The following is a 22,142-nucleotide window of genomic DNA, read 5'->3' on the forward strand; positions in this document are numbered from 1 at the left end:
GTCCCGCGGTGAGCGTGACACGCAGTCCGGTGCGGCTGAACCGGTAGGCTTTTCGGAGCGTCTTTCACGACGCCCAGGCATGGCACGGACGCGAAACGGGGAGGAACCGGCGGTGCACGTCCAGGAATGGCTCGACACGGTGCCACCGGGTGCCGTCTACGCCGTGGTGGCCCTGGTGATCGGCTTGGAGAGCCTGGGCATCCCGCTGCCGGGCGAGATCGTTCTGGTGTCGGCCGCCCTGATGTCCTCCCAGCACGCCCACATCAACCCGGTCGTGCTGGGCGTCTGCGCCACCGTCGGCGCGGTGGTGGGCGACTCCATCGGCTACGCCATCGGCCGCAAGGGCGGCAGACCGCTGCTCGCCTGGCTGGGCAAGAAGTTCCCCAAGCACTTCAGCGAGGGGCATGTGGCCACCGCCGAGCGGTCCTTCGAGAAGTGGGGCATGTGGGCGGTGTTCTTCGGCCGCTTCGTCGCTCTGCTGCGCATCTTCGCCGGCCCGCTCGCCGGCGTGCTGCACATGCCGTACTGGAAGTTCCTCATCGCCAACCTGCTCGGCGGCGTGTGCTGGGCCGGCGGCACCACGGCCGTCATCTACTACGTCGGGGTCGTCGCCGAGGCCTGGCTGAAGAAGTTCTCCTACCTGGGCCTGGTGGCGGCCGTGCTCATCGGCCTGGTGTCGATGCTGGTGGTCAAGCGGCGCGCGAAGAAGGCGCAGGCCGCGCACCAGAAGGCGGAGGAGGCCGAGCCGGTCGCCGCCGGCGAGTGACCGCCGGCGGACGCCGTCGGCCGTGGCCCGGCCGCGGCCGGCGACCTAGGCGAACACGTCCCGGTGCGCCATGGCCAGCTCCGCGTACATGGTGCCGTTGAGCGTGATCCCCTCGCGCTCCTCCTGCGTCAGCTCCCGCCGGACCTTCGCGGGCACCCCCGCGACCAGCGACCCCGGCGGCACCCGCATCCCCTGCGGCACCAGCGCCTGCGCGGCCACCAGGGAGCCGGTGCCGATCACCGCGCCGTTCAGCACGGTCGCACCCATGCCGATCAGGCAGTCGTCCTCCACGGTCGCACCGTGCACCACCGCGTTGTGACCGATGGAGACACGCTCGCCGACCTCGACCGGGAACCCGGGGTCGGCGTGCAGGGTGCAGTTGTCCTGGACGTTGCTGTGCGCGCCGACGGCGATCCGCTCCACATCGCCCCGCAGCACCGCGCCGTACCACACGCTCGCCCCCGCGCCGAGCACCACGTCACCGATCACCGTGGCCGTCGGCGCGACGAACGCCTGCTCGTCCACGCGCGGCCACCGGCCGCCGATGCCGATGATCAGCTCTTCCTGCGCCATCCGTACCGCCTTCCCGAGTCCGCCGGCGGTCCCGCCGTCCGGACCGCCCCACCGGAACCGTACGCCATCGGGTGGGGCGAAGATCACAGGTGCCCGCCGCCCGGACGCCCGTTCGGGCTGAGTACAGTCTGCGGGTGCCCACGCGCAAGAACACGTTCTCGTCCTGGCGGCGCCGCCTCGCCCAGCGCGCCGTCCATGCGGCCTGGTCCTGGGTGCAGCGCACGGGCTCCGTCACGGCCGAGCATCCCGGGCGGTTCCGTTTCGGCGCGATAGGAACAGGTACCAGACTCGCCTTCCCGCTCGGCACGGTCTTCGGCGAGCCGTGGATCCACCTCGGCGCCCACTGCATCATCGGCGAACAGGTCACCCTGACCGCCGGTCTCATGCCCGACCTCGACCTCGGCCCGGACCCGATCCTGCGCATCGGCGACGGGGTCGTGCTCGGCCGCGGCAGCCATGTCGTCGCCGACACGTCGGTCACCATCGGCAGCGACTGCTACTTCGGTCCGTACGTGTACGTCACGTCGACGAACCACTCCTACGACGACCCGCACCAGCCCATCGGCAAGCAGTGGCCCCGCATGGAGCCGGTCGAGATCGGGCCCGGCTGCTGGATCGGCACCGGCGCGGTGATCCTGCCCGGCGCGCGCATCGGACGGAACGTGGTGGTCGCGGCCGGGTCGGTGGTCCGCGGCGAGGTGCCCGACCATGCCGTCGTGGCCGGGGCACCCGCCCGCGTCGTCCGCCGTTGGACACCGGACGAGGGCTGGCAGCCGCCCCTGCGCACCCCGCCACCGGTGCCGATACCGGACGGAGTCACCTCCGAGCAGCTGATCGCCCTGGGCGAGCTGGACGAGGAGGCCGCCGCCCGGCTCGCCGCGCTCGGCGAGGCCCAGCAGAGCAGGGGCGCACGGCGTTGAGCCCCGGGAGAGCCAGGGCGCACGGTCCCGAGGCTGCGTCCCGCCGGGGTGCCGGGCCGGAGGCGCGCGGTGCGGGTGGACACGCGCGGTACGGGGCAGCCCGGTCACCGCGGGCGGGCTCCGGGCACCCGGGCACCCCTCGGCCCCGGGCCGCCCTCTCGGTCCCCGGGACGCCCCTCGGCCTGCCGCCGGGCCGCTGCTAGCGTGCCGTCATGCGCGCACCCATCGGCACCTTCGACCGGGCGACCCCCGCTCCGGACTGCCTCGGCCAACTGATCGGTCCCGTCGCCGACGCCGTACGCACCTGGCGCGGCGGCGTCCCCGCCGGACAGATCCTGTACGTGGACACCGAACCGGACTGGGCCGACACCGCCGTCTTCGTCGAGCACTACGGCCGCGACCTGCTGGACACGTCCGCGAACTGCGTGGTGGTGGCGGGCAAGCGGGCCGGCGAGACCCGGCTGGCCGCCTGCCTGGCCCTGTCCACCACCCGTGTCGACGTCAACGGGCTCGTACGCCGGCACCTCGGCGTGCGCAAGGCCTCGTTCGCGCCGAGGGAGGTGGCCACGGGCGAGACCGGCATGGAGTACGGAGGCATCACGCCGATCGGTCTGCCGCATCACTGGCCGATCCTGGTCGACGCCGCGGTCGTCGAGCTGCCGTACGTCCTGGTGGGCAGCGGCCGCCGCCGCGGCAAGCTGCTCGTGCCGGGCAAGGCCTTCGCCGAGCTGCCCGGCGCCGAGGTGCTGGAAGGGCTCGGCATCTGACCGCGCCGGCGCCCGGCCCGCACACGGGACACGGGCGCCGGCGTACCCGCCCTCGGCAGGAACGGTTCCTCAGTAGCTCGCCGCGCCGAGATACCGCTCGGCGAAGGCGGACGCGGCGGCCCGCGAGGCGAACAGCCGGCGCAGACGGGCCAGGGAGGTGCCCGCACGGTACGGGTCGTCCGAGGACGCGCCGTGGTAGACGTCGGACAGCCAGTGCGAGAACTCCTGGTAGTCCCACACCCGCCGCAGACTCGCCTCCGAGTAGCCCGCCAGGCCGCTGTCGTCGTCCTTGGTGAGACGGGCGGTGAGCGCGTCGCCGAGCAGGAAGGCGTCGTGCAGGGCCAGGTTCATGCCCTTGGCCGCGATCGGTGCGGTGAGGTGGCCGGCGTCACCGGCCAGGAAGAGACGGCCGGCCGCCATCGGCTCCACCACGTAGTCGTGCATGCCGAGGACCCGCTTCTCCAGCAGCCTGCCCTCCCGCAGCGGCGGCACGTCCGCCGCCGCGAGCCGTTCCCGCAGCTCGGCCCAGACCCGTTCGTGGGTCCAGGCCTCGGGGGCGTCGCCGGGCGGGCACTGCAGGTAGAACCGGGTGACCTCGGGACTGCGGGGCATCTGCCCGGCGAAGCCCCGCGGGTGGACACCGAACAGGACGCAGTCGGTGGACGGCGGGGTCTCGGCGAGCAGCGCCAGCCAGCCGACGCCGTGGTCGTACCGGGCGATCCGGGCGAGCCCGGCATCCGTCAGCGCCGCCCGGCTCACGCCGCGCGCCCCGTCGCACCCGGCGATGAAGTCGCAGTACACCTGCCGGCGCCGACCCGTCTCCGGGCAGACGTAGGACACCGACGGCCGGTCGGTGCCGATGCCGTGCAGGGCGACGTCCCGGACCTGGAAGCGGATGGCGCCGCCCCGGACGTCGGCGTACTCGTGCACCAGGGCCTTCACCAACCGCGGCTGCGGACAGACGACATGGTGGTACCCCGTCAGCTCGGCGTAGTCCAGGCGGCGGGCCTCGCCTTCGAAGCGGAACTCGCAGGCGGTGTGCCGTTCGGCGTGCCGCAGCAGCTCCACCGCCAGGCCGCGCTGCATCAGCCCGCGGGCGGCCGGTTCCTCCAGGACCCCGGCGCGCGGCCGCTCCTCGATGAACTGCCGGGACTCGGTCTCCAGGACCAGGCAGTCGATGGAGGCGGCACGCAGGATGCCGGCGATGGTGAGTCCTGCGGGACCGGCGCCGAGGACGACGACCGGGACGTGTTCGGGACGGCACGACGTGTCCGGGTGATGTGAATCATGTATCACCCGCGCATTATGACGGTGTACGGACAGCACCCTGGTCCGGGTCCGCCTCCGCCCTCTTCGCTCGGGCCCGCCTGCGCCGTCGCGCCCGCTGCCCGGTCACGCGCCTGCGGCCGTCCCTCCGGCCCGCTGCCGCCGGCCTGCGTCCCCAGGGCCTCTATCCCAGACGGGGGATCTCGATCGCCGGGCAGCGGTCCATCACCATGTCCAACTCCGCGGCCCGCGTCCGCGCGTAGGCGTCCTCGTCGACGACCCCGAGCTGGAACCACACCGCCTTCGCGCCCTTGGCGACCGCCTCGTCGGCCACCGCACCGGCCAGAGCGCTGTTGACGAACACGTCCACCACGTCCACGTCGAACGGGATGTCCGCGAGCGAGGCGTACCCCTGCTCGCCGTGCACGGTCTCCGCCTTCGGGTGTACCGGGACGATGCGCTTGCCGAACTGCTGCAGCACCTGCGCCACCCTGTAGGCGGCGCGGTCGCGGTTGTTCGACAGGCCCACCACGGCCCACGTGTCACCGGTCTCGGTCAGGATCTTCCGGATCGTCGCCTCGTCGCCGTACCCCACTGCTCCGGTCTCCTTCAGCCTCCCGACGCGCGCGCCCGTCGCGGCCGCCCGCGGCGCCCCGAAAGGGGTGCGTCCACTCAACAGCGCGCCCGCGCCGCCCATTCCCCGCGCTGCCCGTTCCCCGGGCCGCGCCGCCCGCGCGGTGCGCATAGGCTGGCCGGATGCAGGACGAGTACCGCACCGTCGCCCGCGCGGGCACGCACGAGATCGAGATCAACCGCTCGCGCTTCCTGTGCTCCCTCGCGCCCGCGGCCACCGAGCAGGAGGCACAGGACTTCATCGCCGCGGTCCGCACGGAGCACGCCACCGCCACCCACAACTGCTGGGCCTACGTCATCGGTGCCGACGCCGGCATCCAGAAGGCCAGCGACGACGGCGAACCGGGCGGCACCGCCGGCGTGCCCATGCTCCAGATGCTGCTGCGCCGCGAGATGCGCTACGTGGTGGCCGTCGTCACCCGCTACTTCGGCGGCGTCAAGCTCGGCGCCGGCGGCCTCATCCGGGCCTACGGCGGCGCGGTCGGCGAAACCCTGGACGTGCTCGGCACCCGCACCCTCCGACGCTTCCGGCTGGCCACGGTGACCGTGGACCACCAGCGGGCCGGCAAGGTCCAGAACGACCTGCGGGCCACCGGTCGCGTGGTGCGCGACGTGCGCTACGGCGAGGCGGTCACCCTGGAGATCGGCCTGCCGGACGCCGAGATCGACGCCTTCCGGGCCTGGCTGGCCGACATCACCGCGGGCACCGCGGGCTTCGAACTGGGCGGGGAGATGTACGGGGACGCGTGAACGGCGCGCTTCGGGCCGGCCCTGGCGACGGTGCTGTGGCCGGCCGCGCCGGACACGCGCGTCGGCAGGGCAGTGACCTGGCAGTGGGGACACCTCCGCGGAGGGGATCTCGTCCGCTGCGCTGCCCTGCTCGGCAGGCTGCCGCAACGGGTGAACGAATGCGGGTGCGCAGGCCTTTGCCCGGCAGGTGATCGTCACCGTCACCGTCGACCGGTGGTGAACGCCGGGCTGCTCACCGACTCCCCGCGCGGCTCGACCCTCTGCGTTCGAAGAGCGTGCTGTTGGCACCGCTGGTGACTACGGGAGAACCGTCCGGTGCGACGGCCACGAGGATGGGCGGTGCTGGTCGAAGGGCGCCAATGTGACTCCCCCCAGTGGTCGAACTCCCCAGAGGCACCGTGTTGTCGCGGCTGCCGGTGACGGCAATGGGTCGGCTGTCGAGGGCCGTGCATGCCATCGCCTCACCCGGCCGGTGCGGCCGGCCAACGTGTCCGGCGACCACAACTCATCATCAACCAGCCAGGGTTGGGCATCACGCTTCCTCACACACACGCACCCGAGTCGCACAGCCGGAAGACACACACCCACCGGATTCTGACAACAGATCCATGGAGGTGACGTTGTTCACACAGAGGTCGGACCGGGACGGTCCGTCACAGTTCTGATCAGACGCCACCGACCCAAGTGCTACAGACAGTCCCGGCGCACGGGCGGCAGCTGCACGCCGCGGCCGCCCGAGGGAGCGGCCGCCCCCGCTGTCGGCCCCGGCCGATAGTCTTCGAGGACCATGAGGCTGCTGCACACTTCCGACTGGCATCTGGGCCGGGCGTTCCACCGCGTGAACATGCTCGGCGCCCAGGCCGGCTTCATCGCCCACCTCGTGGCGACCGTGCGGGAACGGGACGTCGACGCGGTGGTCGTGTCGGGAGACGTGTACGACCGGGCGGTGCCCCCGCTGGCCGCCGTCGACCTGTTCGACGACGCCCTGCACCGGCTCGCCGACCTCGGCGTGCCCACGGTGATGATCTCGGGCAACCACGACTCGGCGCGTCGGCTCGGTGTCGGCGCGGGGCTCATCGACCGTGCCGGCATACATCTGCGGACCGATCCGGCCGGCTGCGGCACCCCGGTGGTACTGCGCGACGCCTTCGGCGACGTCGCCTTCTACGGGCTTCCCTACCTCGAACCCGCGCTGGTCAAGGACGAGTTCGGGGTGGACCGGGCCGGCCACGAGGCGGTGCTGACGGCCGCCATGGACCGGGTCCGCGCCGATCTCGCCGGCCGCGCGCCCGGCACCCGCTCCGTCGTCCTCGCGCACGCCTTCGTCACCGGCGGCGAGCCCAGCGACAGTGAACGCGACATCACGGTCGGTGGTGTCGCCTCCGTCCCCGCGGGTGTCTTCGACGGCGTCGACTACGTCGCGCTGGGGCACCTGCACGGCTGCCAGACCATCACCGAGCGGGTGCGCTACTCCGGCTCCCCGCTGCCGTACTCCTTCTCGGAGGCCGGCCACCGCAAGAGCATGTGGCTGGTCGACCTGGACGCCGACGGACAGGTCACCGCCGAGCGGATCGACTGCCCGGTGCCGCGCCCGCTGGCCCGGATCCGCGGCACCCTGGAGGAGCTGCTCGCCGATCCCGCGCTCGCCCGGCACGAGGCGTCGTGGGTGGAGGCCACGCTCACCGACGCGATCCGGCCCGTCGAGCCCATGGCCCGGCTCGCCGAACGCTTCCCGCACATCCTCAGCCTGGTCTTCGCCCCGGAACGCGCCCCCGGCGACCCGGTCCTCACCTACGCCCGCCGGCTCGCCGGCCGCAGCGACCAGCAGATCGCGGAGGACTTCGTGGCCCACGTCCGCGGCGCCGGCCCGGACGCCTACGAGCGGGACGTCCTGCGCGAGGCCTTCGACGCCGTCCGCGCGGACGCCGCGGAACGAGAGGCGGTGGTCCGGTGAGCACGGCGGAGGACACCTCGATGCGCGGGGACGATGCGCGCGGCACACGTGCGCACACCCGCCCGGCTGGCGGGCGGCGCGTGCCCGGCGGTGACGGTCGGAGGCGGACCGCATGAGGCTGCACCGGCTCGACATCACCGCCTTCGGCCCCTTCGCCGGCACCGAGAGCATCGACTTCGACGCGCTCTCCGCGGCCGGGCTGTTCCTGCTGCACGGGCCGACCGGCGCCGGCAAGACCTCCGTGCTGGACGCCGTCTGCTACGCCCTGTACGGCTCGGTGCCCGGCGCCCGGCAGAGCGGGCAGGGCATGACCCTGCGCAGCGACCACGCCGCCGCCACCACCCGCACCCAGGTCACCCTCGACCTCACCGTCGCCGGACGCCGCCTGGAGATCACCCGGCAGCCGCCCTGGGAACGTCCCAAACGCCGCGGCACCGGCACGACCGTGGACAAAGCACAGACCTGGCTGCGCGAGTGGGACGCCGGCACCGGCACCTGGAAGGACCTCAGCCGCTCCCACCAGGAGATCGGCGAGGAGATCACCCGGCTGATCGGCATGAACCGGGAGCAGTTCTGCCAGGTCGTGCTGCTGCCGCAGGGCGACTTCGCCCGCTTTTTGCGTGCCGACGCCGAGGCCCGCGGCAAACTGCTCGGCCGGCTGTTCGACACCCAGCGCTTCGCCGACGTCGAGAAACGCCTCGCCGAGCGCCGCCGCGCCACCGAAACCCAGGTGCGCGAGGGCGACGCCGCCCTGCTCGCCGACGCCCACCGGATGCAGCAGGAGGCCGGGGACGCCCTGCCCCTGCCGGACCTCACCCCCGGCGAGCCCGGGCTGGCCGAGACCGTGCTCGGTGCCGCGGCCGTCGCCCGCAGCACCGCACGCGAGCAGCTGACGATCGCCGAGCTGCGGCTCACGGCCGCCGAGACCGCCCAGCGGGCCGCCGAGAACGCCCTGGCCGAGGTGCGGGAACGGGACCGGCTGCAGCGCCGCTTCGCCGAGGCCCGCGCACGCGCCGCACGCCTTCAGGAACGGGCCGGGGCCCACCGCGAAGCGGTCGAGCGCATGGAACGCGGCCGCAAGGCCCAGACCGTGGCCCCGGCGCTTCAGCTGCGGCAGGCCGCCGACGCCGAGCACCGGCGGGCCGCCGCCGCCGAGGCCCGCGCCCGCGCCCGGCTCCCGCGCGAGCACGCCGAGGACGGCGCGGCCGGACTCGCCGCCGCCGCGCGCCGCGCCACCGAGGAACTGGGCGGCCTGGAGTCCGCGCGCCGCACCGAACACCGCCTCGCCGCCCTCGTCGCCGAACGCGCCGACGCCGACCGTCAGGAACGCGCCGACGAGGACGCCCTGCGCGAGGCCGAGGCCTGGCTCGACGGATGGGAGACGACCCGCACCGCGCTGCAGCGCCGCATCGACACCGCCCAGGAGGCCGCCGCGCAGGCCGAACAGCTCGCCGTGCGGTACGACACCGCCCGGACGCGCCTGGAGGCGGCCCGGACCCGGGAGCGCCTGGCCGAGGAAGCCGACGAGGCACGGCAGCGGGCCCTCGCCGCGGCCGAGCAGGCCACCCGCGCCAAGGACCACTGGCTGCGACTGAAGGAACAGCGCCTGAACGGCATCGCCGCCGAACTGGCCGCTCACCTCACCGACGGCGAACCCTGCGCCGTGTGCGGCGCCACCGAACACCCCGCACCGGCCCGCAGGACCGCCGGACACGTCGACCGCGAGGCCGAGGAACAGGCGCTGGCCGCCTACCAGGACGCCGAGGAACGGCGCGCCGCAGCCGAACGCCGCCTGGGCGAGCTGCGCGCCGCTCTGGCCGCCGCCGGCGCCGAGGCCGGCGACACCCCCGCCGCGGAACTCGCCGACGCCGCCGAGGACCTCCGGCAGCAGCTCGCCTCCGCCCGCGACACCGCCTCCGGTCTGCACGCCGCCCAGGAGGAGCTGCGCCGCGCCGAACAGGAACGCGAACGGCGCCTCGCCGACCGACAGCAGGCCGAGCTCCGGGCCACCGCCCGGCTCACCCGCCGCGAGGAACTGGAACGGCAACGGGCCGCCCTGGAAGCCGAACTGGCCCAGGCCCGGGGCGACGCGCCGAGCGTCGCCGCGCGCGCCGCACAGCTGGAACGGCAGGCGGCCCTGCTCACCGAGGCCGCCGAGGCCGTGCGCGCCGCCGCGGAGAGCGCCGAACGGCTCAAGGAGGCCGACGGACGACTCGCCGAGGCCGCCTTCACGGCCGGGTTCGACACCCCCGAGGCCGCCGCCGCGGCCCTCCTCGACGACGCCACCCACCGGGAACTGCAGCACCGTCTGGACGCCTGGCAGCGCGAGGAGGCCGCCGTGCGCGCGGTGCTCGCCGAGGCCGACACCGCGGCCGCCGCCGCACAGCCGCCCGCCGACGTCGCCGCCGCCGAGGCCGCCGCGGCCGAGGCCGGCCGCCTGCTGCGCCAGGCCGTCTCCGCACGGGACGCCGCCGCCCGCCGCTGCGCCGAACTCGACCGGCTCTCCGCCCGCGCCGCCCGCTCCGCGGCCCGCCTGGCACCGCTGCGGCACGAGTACGACCGCGTGTCCCGCCTCGCCGCCCTCACCGCGGGCACCTCCGCCGAGAACGAACGCCGGATGCGCCTGGAGTCCTACGTCCTGGCCGCCCGACTGGAACAGGTCGCGGCCGCCGCCTCCGTACGCCTGCAGCGCATGTCGTCCGGCCGCTACACCCTGGTCCACTCCGACGACCGCACCGGACGCGGCCGCAGCGGCCTCGGTCTGCACGTGGTGGACGCCTGGACCGGCCGGCAGCGGGACACGGCCACCCTGTCGGGCGGCGAGACGTTCTTCGCCTCCCTCGCCCTCGCCCTCGGCCTCGCCGACGTGGTCACCGAGGAGGCGGGCGGGGTGCGCCTGGACACCCTCTTCATCGACGAGGGGTTCGGCAGCCTCGACGAGCAGACCCTCGACGAGGTCCTGGACGTGCTGGACTCCCTGCGGGAACGCGACCGCAGCGTCGGCATCGTCAGCCACGTCCCCGATCTGCGGCGGCGCATCCACGCCCGCCTGGAGGTCGTCAAGGACCGCACGGGGTCGTCGCTGCGGCAGCACGGGGCGGCCTGAACGGGACCGGACGCCGGACGGGGCAGAGGACCGGCCCCGCCGGGACGGGAACGGAGCGGGGACGGGACCAAGGCGTGCCAGGCCGGGAACGGACCGGGGGACGACCGGTCGCCGGCCGCCCCCCGCAGCACACCCCGGCCGGGCGTCAGAGCTGCGACAGCTCGTCCACCAGGTCGTCCAGGCCCAAAGACCCCAGGGAGAGGGCCGCCATGTGCCAGGCCTTCGCGTCGAAGGCGTCGCCGTGGCGCTTCCGGGCGTTCTCCCGGCCCGTCAGCCAGGCACGTTCGCCCAGCTTGTAGCCGATCGCCTGGCCCGGCATCGACAGGTACCGCACCAGCTCGCTCTCCACGAAGTCCCGCGGCCGGCTGCTGTGCCGGCCGAAGAACTCCTGCGCCAGCGCGGGAGTCCAGCGCTCACCCGGGTGGAACGGCGAGTGCTCCGGGATCTCCAGCTCCAGGTGCATGCCGATGTCGACGATGACCCGCGCCGCCCGCATCATCTGCGCGTCCAGGTAGCCCAGCCGCCGCTCCGGGTCGGTGAGGAAACCGAGCTCGTCCATCAGCCGCTCCGCGTACAGGGCCCAGCCCTCCGCGTTGGCGCTGACCATGCCCACGGTCGCCTGGTAGCGGGAGAGACTGTCCGCCACGTGCACCCACTGCGCCAGCTGCAGATGGTGGCCGGGGACGCCCTCGTGGTACCAGGTCGACACCAGGTCGTACACCGGGAACCGGGTCTCCCCCATGGTCGGCAGCCAGGTGCGGCCCGGCCGCGAGAAGTCGGCGGACGGCGGCGTGTAGTAGGGGGCGGCGGCCCCGCCGGGCGGCGCGATGTGCGCCTCCACCTTCCGCACCCGCTCGGCGAGATCGAAGTGGGTGCCGTCGAGCGCGTCCATCGCCTCGTCCATCAGCCCCTGGAGCCAGGTGCGCACCTCGTCCACACCCTCGATGTGCGCCCCGTGCTCGTCCAGGTGCTTCAACGCCACCCACGGCGTCTCGGCACCCGGCAGGATCTTCTCCGCCTCCTGCTTCATCTCGCCGAGGATGCGGTGGAACTCCGACCAGCCGTAGGCGTACGCCTCGTCCAGGTCCAGGTCGGTGCCGTTGAAGTAACGGGCGAAGCGGGCGTAGCGCTCACGGCCGACCGTGTCCGGCGCGCCCTCGACCGCCGGCGCGTACACGTCGCGCATCCAGTCGCGCAGGTCGGCCACGGCCGCGGTCGCCGTCCGGGCGGCCTCGTCCAGGTCCGCGCGCAGCGTCTCGGGACCGGCGGAGGCGAAGTCCTCGAACCAGCCGTGTCCCTTCCCGGTGTCCGCCCACTCGGTGAGCTGCTCGATGAAGGTGGCCGTCGGCCGCGGACCGCCGTACAGCTTGCGCTCCAGGCCGAGCGCGAGGGACTCGCGGTAGCCGCGCAGCGCGTCCGGCACGGCACGCAGCCGCTCGACGATCGCCGCCCAGTCCTCCTCGGTGTCGGCGGGGGTGACGGTGAAGACCTCGCGCACCGAGTGGACGGGGCTGTGGATGTTGCTGACCACACGCAGGCCCTCGTCGGCCTCGTGCACGGCGAGTTCGGCGGTCAGCCGCTCGCGCAGCAGGCGCGCGCACCGGCGCTCGACGTCACTGTCCGCGCCGGGCAGGCGCTCGGCCTCGTCCAGCCGGGCCAGGGTGGTCCGTGCCAGCTCGGCCAGTGCCTCCTGACCCTCGGGGGAGGTGTCGGGCAGTTTGCTCGAACTCTCCTTCACCCCCAGGTAGGTGCCGGTGATCGGGTCGAGGGCGATGAGGTCGTCGACGTAGGCGTCGGCGACCTGACGGGGCAGCAGGCTGTTGGTCTGTGACATGCGGACCATCCTCGTACGAGGACACGGCCCACGTCAGCCCCGTAAGGGCGAGGGCGTGCCGCGGGACGACCGAGATCCGATCCTCGCACCCGGGGTCACCGGGCTGCCAGGCCACGGCACCGGGCGGCGGGACAGGGCCGCAGTTCCCTGTCGGCGCGCCGGCCATGTCCGCGTCGGGTCCGCCTACCGACGCGCCGGGAACTCGTCCAGAACCAGTCGCCCAAGATCGGCCGCATCCGCCACCACCCCGGCCAGGCGGGCGGCCGTCGTCGACCCGCCCGGCATGCATGTCATGCGCGCCGACGCCCTGTCAACTCGGAACACTGACGCGGTGTTGACAGCAGTACCGTGGGAGTGTCGACGTCTGAACGGGAGGTCCCGGTATGGCCCACTCGACCCCGTTGGGAGACATTGTCCGCGCCCACCGCCGTACCGCCGGGTGGAGTCAGGAGCGGCTCGCGGAAGAGTCCGGCCTGTCCGTGGGCACGGTGCGGAACATCGAACAACGGGGACACGCCCGCCTGGAGACGTTGAGCAAGGTCGCGGCCGCCTTCGGTCTCACCACCACCGAACTCTTCGCATCGGGAGCGCCGCTTCCGGTGGGTGAGGACAGCCAGAACCGGCAACTGCTCGCCCACTTCCGGCAGGCGCTCATGCCTCCGGTCGGCATCGGGCCGGAGCCCCTGACGGACCCGGGCGAGCCCGAGGCGCTGCCGGTCGTCCGCCGACGGATCGAGGACGCCAATCAGCTCTACTACGCCCATCGGTACGACAGCGCCGCCCGGATGCTCCCGGGGCTGTTGCGCTCCGCGGAGGCTGCGCTGGTGGCGGCCGGGGACGGGGAAGACCGCCAGGAGGCCGTTCTCGTACGCGCCGACGCCCTGTTCCTGGCCGGCAAATACCTCACACAGGTCAGGCAGTACGACCTGGCCTATCAGGCGCACACGGCAAGCATCCGGCTCGGCCGGGAGTCGGGCAACATGCTCACCGCGGCGACCGGTGTCATCGGCTTGTGCTGGTTGCTGCTGCGCCAGGACCGTTTCGACGAGTGCGAGCACCTGGCGGCCACCACCGCAGAGGCCATCGAGCCGAAGCTGTCCACCGCCTCACGCGGGCAGCTCGCGGCGTGGGGAGAGCTGCACCTGCGGGTCGCCGCCGCTGCCATCCGGAACAACAGGCCGGACGAGGCGAAAGAAGCGCGGAGGATGGCGGCCACCGCAGCGGCGGCCATCGGTGTGGAGCACACCGATCACCGCAGCCACTTCGCGTGTTTCGGGCCGGTGACTGCGGAGCTGAAGGTGGTGGAGGACCTGGCTCTCGCCGGGGACCACCGCGCCGTTCTGCGTCGTGCGGACGACGGTCTGCTCTCGCAGAGCGCCATGCGGAAGATCGGCAAGCCGGCCGAGAACGACTACAACCGGCACAGGCTGGATGTGGCGCAGGCGCACGTGAAGCTGGGCTCCACGCAGGACGCCATGGACGAGCTGGTCCGAATCCGCACCACTGCGGGGGAGTGGATCAAGCACCAGCCGATGGCCCGCTACATCATGGAGGACATCCTTCGCACCCGTAAGCGCACCCTGACCAAGGAGATGCGGGAGATGGCGGCCTATCTCGATGCGCACGCGTGACCGACCCGCAGAAGTACCACCCCGCTTGGTAGTTCCGGCAACGTTCACCAGCGATCTACGACGCAACAGGGCGCGCACGGAACGTTGATAAGCGGATTACCAACTGTGATGAACCGCTTGTCAGCAACCAAGGGTGAAACAGCAGACACACTGTGTGGTCAAAGGCTCCTGTCCTGCCGTACCTTCCTGGGCGTCCAAGCGAAGCCAACGGCAGGGAACTGGACCATGCGGAGAACTCCGGGGGAACGTCAACGGCGCCTCGAGCTGGCCGATCTCTCCGTGAGCGCCACGACACAGGTGACCGCATCGACGCGTCGCGGCCACCGCGTGACGGAGGCCGGCCGAGCGGGAGCCGCGAACGGAACGGCCGGCGAGCGACCTGTGACGGTCCCCGCGCAACGGGTGACCGCGCAAGAGCGCGCGCACGCCGTCGCGCACTGGCTTCTGTGCGCCGCCGAGGACGTGGAGGCGGCCCAGCGGCACTGGCGGGAAGGAGGCGCGGCCCTCCTGGCCTGCGGCCGACTCTTCGCCGCGATCCGGCTGCCCGGCCATCTGCTGCGCGCCGCCGCGGGCACGCGGAACCCGGGCGAGCTGGACGCCTACGTCTGGGGAGCCCTGGAGGGCGGCCCGGTGATCGCGGACCCGCATGCCGACCACTACTACGCGCTGACGCCGGCCTCCACCGCCTGGAGCCTGGGCGACAAGGGGCCGGGCGGGGTGGCCGTGCTCGGCCGGGGCTGCTACCTGGGCGTGCCCTCGCCCTTCCCGGAGGTCCCGCAGCTGCGCGCGTACTGGGCCGTGCCCATGGAGAGCGCCGGGGAACTGTGCGACCCGCGCCTGGTGCGCAGGCTGGTCCAGCGCGGTGTGAGCTGCCTGGCCGCCGTGGACGCCAACGCACGGTGAGCGCGCGCACCCAGCCGACCTCCGAACCCGCCGCCCGCCGGCCGCTGCCGTCTCCTCCGAGGAACCCATGACCACGACCAGCCACGCCACTCAGCTGCAGGCCGCCGGAGCGGCCGTCACCGTCCTGTCCGCCGACCCGCGTGTCACCGGCCGGGTCCAGCGCTCCATCGGCCCGTGGTGGACGGCGGTTCGCGTACCGCCGGAGAGCGTCGAGGCGGGCCCGGTCGTCGAAGCCGTGCTCGACACCGACAGCTACGGTGACACGGCTCTCGCGGTGACCCGGTCGCCGCACCGGAGCACCACGTACGCCGGAACCCGCATCCTCGTGGCCGACAGCAGCCCGGACGGTGTCGTCCTCGCGGTGTCGCCGGGCGACAGGCTCGCCTACCGGTCCGAGCCGGCCTCGGGGCACCTGACCGTCGTCGGCTGCGAGGTCGAAACGGTCGCCACGGCGACCGCGCGCATGGCCCGCGAGGCCATGCGCGGAGTGCTGCTGCGGGACGGCTGGGCCGTGCTGCACGCATCCGCCGTCGCCCTGGACGGCCGGGTCGTCCTCGCCCTCGGGGAGAAGGGCGCGGGCAGGACGACCACGGCGCTCACGCTCGCCGCACGGCACGGCTGGGAGCTGCTGGCCGACGACCGCGTCTTCGTCCGGCCGGACAGCACCGGCGGAGTGACCGTCCTGCCGTGGCCGTCGACGGCCGCGCTCGGGCTCGGCCTGCTCGACGCCCTCGGCTGGGCCGAAACCGCCCGGGAACGGCTCAAGGACGGCGAGGCTGTGCACCCCACGCAGCACCGGCGGGTGACGGACGCGCTGATCACCGGCGACTTCACCCCACTGCGGCAGAAGGGCAAGGAGCTGAAGGCGCAGGTCTACCCCGACCAGTTCCCCCGGTGGTTCGGCGTCCCGCTCGCCACCGGCGGCAAGGCCGCCGCTCTCGTCTTCCCCCGCATCGATCCCGACGCCACCCCGGCCGTGACCGATGTCGGCCGCGAACTGAGCGACCTCGACTTCCTGAGCGGCCCCACCGAAAACCGCTCCCCGGACATCTTCCGCCTCGCCCGCGTCGACGGCGGCGGCACCGCCGAGGCCCGCCGGGTGGTCGTGCGCCGCCTGTCCGCGCTGCCGCACCACGCGGTGACCCTCGGCCACGACATCACGGCCAACGCCGCCTTTCTCGCGTGGCTTCTGCACCAGTCGGCGTCCTGACCCGGGCATCGCCCACCGTGTCGGCCGTCACGGCAAGTGCAGGGACGGCTGGGAGTGCTTCTTCCGCGCCGTGGTCCTTCCACGCCGTGGTCCCCGACGCCGTCGCTGACGGTTCCGGGCTGTCCGACTCGACGCCGTCGCGGCGCCCGAGCAGGAGGGGGCCGCCGCTGCGGGTGCACGGCGATCCGCTTCCGGTGAACGTCGTCTTCCCGGACGGGACGCTCTCGGGCGTGATCGCCGATTTCGATGACATGTCCGCCGGTGATCCGGTATGCGGCCTCGCCGCCGCATGGCTCGTCCTGCTCGCCGGCGCCGCCTCACGCTTCTTCGACGTCCATGCGCGAGCGGACGCGGCCACGATCCGGCGTGCCCGCGGGCCGGCCGTCCTGGAGAGCCTGATTCTCGTTCCGCAGCCGCACGTTGATGCCGCAAGGCGGGTGCGCCGGCGCCTGAACCGCGTTGCCGCACCCGCCTCCTCCAGCCCTGTCGGCCCGGCGCCCCAGCGCCGCGCGGTACATCCCGTCAGTCGTGCGACGTCGGCTCGCCGGACTCCTCCGCCGTGCCCTCGGACGGCAGCCACGCCGGTACGGGCGGCTCGTCGAGGCGGGCGGTGATCACCAGGGTGCCGCCCTCGACCTGGTAGTCCAGCGGCAGACCCAGCCCGCGCATGGCGGCGACCATGGCGGTGTTCGACGCCTGGGTCACGGCGTACACGGTGGCGCAGCCCGCCTCGGCGGCCATCGCCACCAGGCGGCCGAGCAGTTCGGAGCCTATGCCGCGGCCCTGCCACTCGTCCTCGACGAGCAGCGCGACCTCCGTCTCGTCGCCGTCCCACAGCAGATGGCCCAGGCCGACGATCCGCCCGGAGTCCGTGCACGCGGCGAGGGTCCGGCCGAAGCGCGGGCTGAGCAGGTGGTCGAGGTAGCGGTCGGCGTCGCGGACGGGACCGTGGTAGCGCATGGAGAGGGTCCGGGCCGAGCACCGCTGGTGCATCTCCCGGGCCGCCTCCAGGTCACGGGTGTCGGCCCTGCGCACGGTGACCGAAGAACCCTCGGGCAGGGTCAGCATCTCCCGGCCGCGCGGCAGGCGCGGGCCGAGCCGGGCGTCCAGGTCCACCAGCGCACGGGCGCGCGCGAACTCGGTGGGCGTGAACGGCAGATACGGCCGCTCCACGCTGATCACCCCGCCGTCCGGCTGCCGCAGGCGCAGCACGGTCCCCTCCAGCGACCCCTCTGCGGGCGCCTTGTGGGCCGGCAGCGAACGGATGGTGCACCGGCCCAGCAACTGACGCAGCGCCAGCGGAAGTTCGGCCGGGTCGAGAGCGGTGCGGGCGGCCAGGTTCAGCACGCGGGTGGGCGCGTCCACCAGGTCGTGGACGTCGGCCCGCTCGATCCAGGTGTCGGTGCCACCGGCCAGCGCGACCGCCTCGGTGAGCTGCGCGGCCTCGATGCCGGACGGGGCCCGCAGCAGGAACTCGTCCACCGTTCCCTCGGCCAGCGGGTGCGTCTGCAGACTGAGGATGTCGGCCTGCCGGGCGGCCAGTGCCGTGCACAGCGCGGCCAGGGAGCCTGGCTGGTCCTGCACCGTCGTCCGCATCCGCCACAGGGTGTGCGCGGTCACTTCCTCCTCGCGGCCCTCGGGCGCCTCCCGGCTCCCCGCCGGCGCGGCGGTGCGGGGCCCGGCCTGCCGGAGGCCGACGGCAGGCCGGGCGCCGGTATCCGCCGCAGGAGGTGCGTGGCCGTGGCGCCGTGCCCACCAGGTGTGGAAGGCGGCCGTGGCGATCAGGACCACTGCGGAGACCAGCAGCAGGGCCGGGCCGTCGGGGCCGTGCCCGATCAGGTTGGCCACCCCGTCCGCGACGGCGACGGCCGTGAACAGTGCGGCCAGCTCGACCAGGTCCCGCCGCCAGTGGTGGACCGGTCGGCCGTGCTTCCTCCGCGTCACGTCGGACAAGTCATGCGTCATGCTGCCACTGTGGACGCACCGTGTTGCCCGGTCGCGAACGCCCTGTGACGTGTGGGTAAAGGCAGGTTGGGAGAAAAAGCCCGCTGTGTGGTGGAGTATCCGTGCCCGCGTGCTTCGTGCCGTTGTGCGGCGCGTGTCTCGCCGGGGCGGACATCACGGCGCCTTCCCGGCGCCTTCACCGTGCGTGTGCGTCCCGGGCCCGGCGCCGGTGCCGGTGGGCCATGGTGTCGGCGTGCCGTCGGTGGGCGCGTGACGTGTGCCGCGCGCCGGGGGATGACGCCGGTGCGCGGCACAGTCCAAAGGGTAAGGGAAACACGGCAGTTGATCCGGTACGTGGCCGCCCGGCGCGTCGCCCGTCGCCCGTCGCCCGGCCGCCCCGGCCTGTCGCCCGCGGCCCGGGTGCGCGGAGCCGGCACGGACGCCGGGCCCGGTGTCCGGAGTCAGCCGGTGAAGGCGGCTCCGCGGAAGAGGCCGGAGCCCAGCGGGTCAGCGGCTGCCGTCCAGGATCACCCGGGCCACCAGCGCCGGGTCGTCGTTCATCGGCACGTGTCCGCAGCCGGGCAGCCGCACCAGCCGGGCGCGGGGCAGGATCCGCTTGGCCCGCACACCCTGGCGCGGCAGCAGCAGGCGGTCCTTGCTGCCCCAGGCCACGGTGACCGGGATGCCGGGGACGTCGTCCGTGAACAACACGTCCGAACCCGCGCGCAGGGTCCGCTCGAACCCGGTGGCCCGGGCCAGCGCCAGGGTGTCGGCGACCACCGCCTCCGGTGCACGGCGGCCGGGGTGGGCGTAGACGGTGCTGGTCAGGGCGGCGCGGCCGACGGCCGTACGGGAGAGCCGTTCGACCACCGGCACCGGCATCCGTCGGGCGGCCGCCCGCATCGTCAGCAGCACCGCGAAGGCGTAGCGCTGCTCGGCCCGCGTCCAGAACCCGGCCGGCGACAGTGCCGTGACGGACCGCGCGAGCCCTGTCCGGCCCAGTTCCAGCGCCAGCAGGCCGCCCAGGGAGTTGCCCGCCACATGAGGCCGTTCGATCTTCAGTGCCTCGCACAGGGCGCCCAGCACGGCCGTCGTGGTCGGCAGATCGTGCCGCAGCTCCTCGGGCAGTGCGGGCGAGCCGCCGAAGCCGGGCAGGTCCACGCTGATCACGTCCCGCTCGGCGGCCAGGACGGGGATCACCGGGTCCCAGGCCTGCCGGTGGTGGCCGATGCCGTGCAGCAGGAGCAGCGGCTCGCCGTGGCCCGTGCGCGAGTAGGAGACGCTCACGGTCCGCGGGCCGTGAGCGGAGGGGACCGGGAAGGAGGCGATCGCGGGCATGGGGGCTCCTCGAATCGGTGCATCGCTGACAGAGCGGGTAGACAGCTTGTCAGCAATTGCTACCGACCGGTAGTGCTATACCTGCGCTGACCTGCCCGACCTGCCGGTGCTGTGCGAACAGCGTGTGCAGCACGTACGACACAGGCGGCACGAACCCGCACTCTTCGGGACGATTGGTCTTGACCAAGGCTGAGGGCGGATCTATGGTCGCAGGAAAGTGCAACAACCTTTCAAAAACCCGGGCGCCGAAACACCTGGTCGACAGGGACCGGGGGCGCCCCAACACCGTCGGCCGGTGAACTCCCGGCAGGCGGACTCCGGAGGACTAGGGTGGGGACCACGCAGCTGGAAACGGTGCCGGAGCCGAAGTACTGGCACCTGAAGACCGTGCTCAGTGAGGCACTGGACTCCGACTTCTCGGTCGGTGAGGTCCTTCCGAACGAGCGGGAGCTGGCCGCGCGCTTCGGAGTGGCGCGCGCCACGCTCCGCCAGGCCCTGGAGCAGCTCGAACTGGAGGGGCGGCTGCTGCGCCGCCGCGGGGTGGGCACGACCGTCGCACCGCCGCGGGTGGGTGTGGCCGTGGGCACCGAGCAGCACACCTGGCCGGGCGCTCCCTCGGACGTCTGGGAGCCCGTGGACTGTTTCCTGAAGGTGCCGCCGGCCGCCGTCGCCGACACCCTGGGGACGGACCGCGCCGACGAGGTGCACACCGTCCGCCGGCTGCGCACCAGTGACGGTCAGCCGGTCGCGGCCGAGCTGCTCTACATCCCGGCGTCGTCGGTTCCCGGCCTCACCGCCGTCGACGCACCTTCGGGGGCGGCACGTGCCCGTGCCGTGCTGCGTGAACTGCAACGTCTGGAACTGCAGGGCCGGCAGAGCGCCGTCGAACTGGGCTCCGCCCGCGCGGACGACGCCAGGGAACTCGACCGGCTGCCCGGTGCGCCGGTCCTCGTCGTCACCACCCGCTTCCTGTCCGGCGGGCGGACCGCTGCGCTGGCCGTCGCCACCTACCGCGCGGACACCTGCCGGCTGACCTTCTCGGACTCCGGCGCCGTGGAGATCCACCACGAAGCAGCCGAGCGTCAGGTGTCCTGACCTCGCCGTCGGCGGGGCCTGTCGGCCGCACCGACCGCGGGCCCCCGCCGCACGGGGTGGGCACCGTCGGCCGCTTCACCGATCCGGCCCCCGGACCGGCCGCGGCACACCTGCATCACACCCACGACACACCCACGACCGCGTACGGAGCCCGGGGCCGGCCCGGCTCGGCGACGGACCGTCACCGCGCCCGACGACGGGCCGTCACCGTGCCATCGACCGCGAAGAGCTGCTGCTCCACATGGTCCAGGGCCAGCCGCAGTGCGCCGGTCGCCACGACCGCCTCGCCGAGCGAGGACAGCGCCACCTGCGGCGGACGCAGGCAGCAGCGGGCCAGTTCCCGGCGCAGCGGCTCCAGGACGCCGTCCAGACCGGCCGCCAGGCCGCCGATGACCACCAGCTCCGGGTCCAGGGCGAGCACCAGCGCGGCCACGTCCTGCACCAGCCGCTGCACGAACCGGTCCACCGCGGCCAGAGCCCGCGGGTCGCCCTCGCGGGCCAGCGCGAACACCTCGGTCACCGCCTGCTCGTCCAGCGGATGCAACGGCCGGCCCGTGGTCGACAGCAGCGTCTCGGGGGTCTCCCCCCGGCCGAGCAGATGCAGGGCACCGATCTCCCCGGCCGCCCCGCCGAACCCGCGGTGCAGCCGGCCGCCGATCAGCGAACCCGCCCCGGGGCTCAGCCCGGCCAGGACGAAGACGACGTCGTCGCAGCCGGTCGCGGCGCCCTTCCAGTGCTCGGCGACCGCCGCCACGTTGGCGTCGTTCTCCACCAGCACCGGGCACTTGAAGGAACGGCGCAGCCGCGCACCCAGCCGCAGCCCCGTCCACCCCGGCAGCGCGGTGCTCAGCCGTACGGTGCCGTCCGCCTCCACGATGCCGGGGGTGCCGACGCCGACGGCCCGCAGCGAGCTGCGCGGCACCCCGGCCCGGCGCAGCAGCTCCGCGATCGCGGTGCGCAGCCGCTCCAGCCGTTCGTCGGCCGGGGCCGTCTCCGGCACGTCCCGGTCCTGCGCGCCCAGCACCCGGCCGTCCAGGTCGGACAGCAGCGCCGTGACCCGGCGGGTGCCGATCTCCAGACCCAGCAGATGCCCGGCCTCCGCGCGGAAACGGAACCGGCGGGCGGGCCGCCCCTGTCGCCGGGCCGTGTTCTCCTCGGGTGCCGCCTCGACGACGAGCCCGGCGGCGGCCAGATCCTCCACGACGCCCTCCACCGTGGGCCGGGACAGCCCCGTCACCCGGGCGATCTCCGTGAGCGTCGCGCGGTCCGCCGCACGCAGCGCGTGCAGCACCACGGCGGAGTTGATCCTCCGCAGCAGCGAGGGATCCCCGCCGGTCAGCCGCCCCACCGTCCGTCCTCCCAGCTCGAGCGCGTGTGGGGCGGATCGTACTCGGCGCGGCGCGCGGCGGCGAACGCCGGTCCGGGACGCCGCCGCAGGACCTGACGCACCGC

Annotated in this window: 18 protein-coding genes; 11 read left to right on the forward strand and 7 right to left on the reverse strand. The window is 73.7% G+C overall.

The window, feature by feature from the left end; translation table 11 throughout:
- The first annotated feature begins 112 nt into the window (after nt 1–112).
- Nucleotides 113–766, forward strand: a complete 654-nt coding sequence (locus tag OG899_RS23145) for a DedA family protein (RefSeq protein ID WP_125499967.1) — start codon at nt 113–115, stop codon at nt 764–766.
- Nucleotides 767–811: 45 nt separating this feature from the next.
- Here OG899_RS23145 and OG899_RS23150 read toward each other — a convergent pair whose 3' ends face one another.
- On the reverse strand, nt 812–1,339 hold the full coding sequence (locus OG899_RS23150) for a gamma carbonic anhydrase family protein (protein WP_125500051.1): 528 nt from the start codon (nt 1,337–1,339) through the stop codon (nt 812–814).
- A gap of 134 nt (nt 1,340–1,473) precedes the next feature.
- On the opposite strand from OG899_RS23150, the gene OG899_RS23155 reads away from it, so the two are divergent.
- Both OG899_RS23155 and OG899_RS23160 read left to right on the forward strand, forming a co-directional pair.
- The gene (locus OG899_RS23155) at nt 1,474–2,259 is read left to right on the forward strand and encodes an acyltransferase (protein ID WP_406311129.1); all 786 of its coding nucleotides are present in this window, start codon (nt 1,474–1,476) and stop codon (nt 2,257–2,259) included.
- Nucleotides 2,260–2,471: 212 nt separating this feature from the next.
- Nucleotides 2,472–3,026 carry a YbaK/EbsC family protein gene (locus OG899_RS23160; protein ID WP_125500049.1) on the forward strand — a complete coding sequence of 185 codons (555 nt, stop codon included), beginning with the start codon at nt 2,472–2,474 and terminating at the stop codon, nt 3,024–3,026.
- 69 nt (nt 3,027–3,095) lie between these two features.
- Here OG899_RS23160 and OG899_RS23165 read toward each other — a convergent pair whose 3' ends face one another.
- Nucleotides 3,096–4,319, reverse strand: a complete 1,224-nt coding sequence (locus tag OG899_RS23165; protein WP_399416751.1) for a 4-hydroxybenzoate 3-monooxygenase — start codon at nt 4,317–4,319, stop codon at nt 3,096–3,098.
- A gap of 157 nt (nt 4,320–4,476) precedes the next feature.
- On the reverse strand, nt 4,477–4,887 hold the full coding sequence (locus tag OG899_RS23170; RefSeq protein ID WP_356846548.1) for a CoA-binding protein: 411 nt from the start codon (nt 4,885–4,887) through the stop codon (nt 4,477–4,479).
- Nucleotides 4,888–5,048: 161 nt separating this feature from the next.
- Between OG899_RS23170 and OG899_RS23175 the strand changes: the two genes are divergently transcribed.
- The 3 genes from OG899_RS23175 (at nt 5,049) to OG899_RS23185 (ending at nt 10,735) form a co-directional block, all read left to right on the forward strand.
- Nucleotides 5,049–5,675, forward strand: coding sequence for a YigZ family protein (locus tag OG899_RS23175; protein WP_125500046.1), 627 nt, complete (start codon nt 5,049–5,051; stop codon nt 5,673–5,675).
- A gap of 787 nt (nt 5,676–6,462) precedes the next feature.
- Entirely contained in the window at nt 6,463–7,629 is a 1,167-nt protein-coding gene (locus OG899_RS23180; protein ID WP_168131455.1) for an exonuclease SbcCD subunit D, read from the forward strand.
- A 112-nt stretch (nt 7,630–7,741) separates the two neighbouring features.
- Nucleotides 7,742–10,735, forward strand: a complete 2,994-nt coding sequence (locus OG899_RS23185) for an AAA family ATPase (RefSeq protein WP_125500044.1) — start codon at nt 7,742–7,744, stop codon at nt 10,733–10,735.
- A gap of 145 nt (nt 10,736–10,880) precedes the next feature.
- Here the strand turns inward: OG899_RS23185 and OG899_RS23190 are convergent, their stop codons facing one another.
- A complete protein-coding gene (locus OG899_RS23190) occupies nt 10,881–12,569 on the reverse strand; it encodes a DUF885 domain-containing protein (protein ID WP_168131457.1) in 1,689 nt (562 codons plus the stop codon).
- A 383-nt stretch (nt 12,570–12,952) separates the two neighbouring features.
- On the opposite strand from OG899_RS23190, the gene OG899_RS23195 reads away from it, so the two are divergent.
- The 4 genes from OG899_RS23195 (at nt 12,953) to OG899_RS23210 (ending at nt 16,927) form a co-directional block, all read left to right on the forward strand.
- On the forward strand, nt 12,953–14,200 hold the full coding sequence (locus OG899_RS23195; protein WP_125500042.1) for a helix-turn-helix domain-containing protein: 1,248 nt from the start codon (nt 12,953–12,955) through the stop codon (nt 14,198–14,200).
- 402 nt (nt 14,201–14,602) lie between these two features.
- On the forward strand, nt 14,603–15,103 hold the full coding sequence (locus OG899_RS23200; protein WP_125500041.1) for a hypothetical protein: 501 nt from the start codon (nt 14,603–14,605) through the stop codon (nt 15,101–15,103).
- A 67-nt stretch (nt 15,104–15,170) separates the two neighbouring features.
- Nucleotides 15,171–16,313 carry a hypothetical protein gene (locus OG899_RS23205; RefSeq protein ID WP_168131458.1) on the forward strand — a complete coding sequence of 381 codons (1,143 nt, stop codon included), beginning with the start codon at nt 15,171–15,173 and terminating at the stop codon, nt 16,311–16,313.
- Nucleotides 16,314–16,399: 86 nt separating this feature from the next.
- Nucleotides 16,400–16,927, forward strand: coding sequence for a phosphotransferase (locus OG899_RS23210; protein WP_406311130.1), 528 nt, complete (start codon nt 16,400–16,402; stop codon nt 16,925–16,927).
- Here the strand turns inward: OG899_RS23210 and OG899_RS23215 are convergent.
- Both OG899_RS23215 and OG899_RS23220 read right to left on the reverse strand, forming a co-directional pair.
- On the reverse strand, nt 16,836–18,278 hold the full coding sequence (locus OG899_RS23215) for a GNAT family N-acetyltransferase (protein WP_125500039.1): 1,443 nt from the start codon (nt 18,276–18,278) through the stop codon (nt 16,836–16,838). The two genes, OG899_RS23210 and OG899_RS23215, sit on opposite strands and share 92 nt — an antisense overlap.
- Nucleotides 18,279–18,764: 486 nt before the next feature.
- Complete coding sequence (locus OG899_RS23220; RefSeq protein ID WP_125500038.1) at nt 18,765–19,595, reverse strand: alpha/beta fold hydrolase; 831 nt, start codon at nt 19,593–19,595, stop codon at nt 18,765–18,767.
- A gap of 330 nt (nt 19,596–19,925) precedes the next feature.
- Between OG899_RS23220 and OG899_RS23225 the strand changes: the two genes are divergently transcribed.
- Complete coding sequence (locus OG899_RS23225) at nt 19,926–20,690, forward strand: GntR family transcriptional regulator (protein WP_125500037.1); 765 nt, start codon at nt 19,926–19,928, stop codon at nt 20,688–20,690.
- 181 nt (nt 20,691–20,871) lie between these two features.
- Here OG899_RS23225 and OG899_RS23230 read toward each other — a convergent pair whose 3' ends face one another.
- Complete coding sequence (locus tag OG899_RS23230) at nt 20,872–22,038, reverse strand: ROK family transcriptional regulator (protein WP_168131459.1); 1,167 nt, start codon at nt 22,036–22,038, stop codon at nt 20,872–20,874.
- Between the last annotated feature and the right edge of the window lie 104 nt (nt 22,039–22,142).

The organism is Streptomyces thermoviolaceus (assembly GCF_045209695.1).
Taxonomy (GTDB): domain Bacteria; phylum Actinomycetota; class Actinomycetes; order Streptomycetales; family Streptomycetaceae; genus Streptomyces; species Streptomyces thermoviolaceus.

Coding starts and splice junctions, on each gene's coding strand:
- OG899_RS23150 (WP_125500051.1), bottom strand. CDS start 1,339: ATGGCGCAGGAAGAGCTGATCATCGGCATCGGCGGCCGGTGGCCGCGC.
- OG899_RS23205 (WP_168131458.1), top strand. CDS start 15,171: ATGACCACGACCAGCCACGCCACTCAGCTGCAGGCCGCCGGAGCGGCC.
- OG899_RS23190 (WP_168131457.1), bottom strand. CDS start 12,569: ATGTCACAGACCAACAGCCTGCTGCCCCGTCAGGTCGCCGACGCCTAC.
- OG899_RS23180 (WP_168131455.1), top strand. CDS start 6,463: ATGAGGCTGCTGCACACTTCCGACTGGCATCTGGGCCGGGCGTTCCAC.
- OG899_RS23220 (WP_125500038.1), bottom strand. CDS start 19,595: ATGCCCGCGATCGCCTCCTTCCCGGTCCCCTCCGCTCACGGCCCGCGG.
- OG899_RS23195 (WP_125500042.1), top strand. CDS start 12,953: ATGGCCCACTCGACCCCGTTGGGAGACATTGTCCGCGCCCACCGCCGT.
- OG899_RS23215 (WP_125500039.1), bottom strand. CDS start 18,278: ATGACGCATGACTTGTCCGACGTGACGCGGAGGAAGCACGGCCGACCG.
- OG899_RS23175 (WP_125500046.1), top strand. CDS start 5,049: ATGCAGGACGAGTACCGCACCGTCGCCCGCGCGGGCACGCACGAGATC.
- OG899_RS23185 (WP_125500044.1), top strand. CDS start 7,742: ATGAGGCTGCACCGGCTCGACATCACCGCCTTCGGCCCCTTCGCCGGC.
- OG899_RS23160 (WP_125500049.1), top strand. CDS start 2,472: ATGCGCGCACCCATCGGCACCTTCGACCGGGCGACCCCCGCTCCGGAC.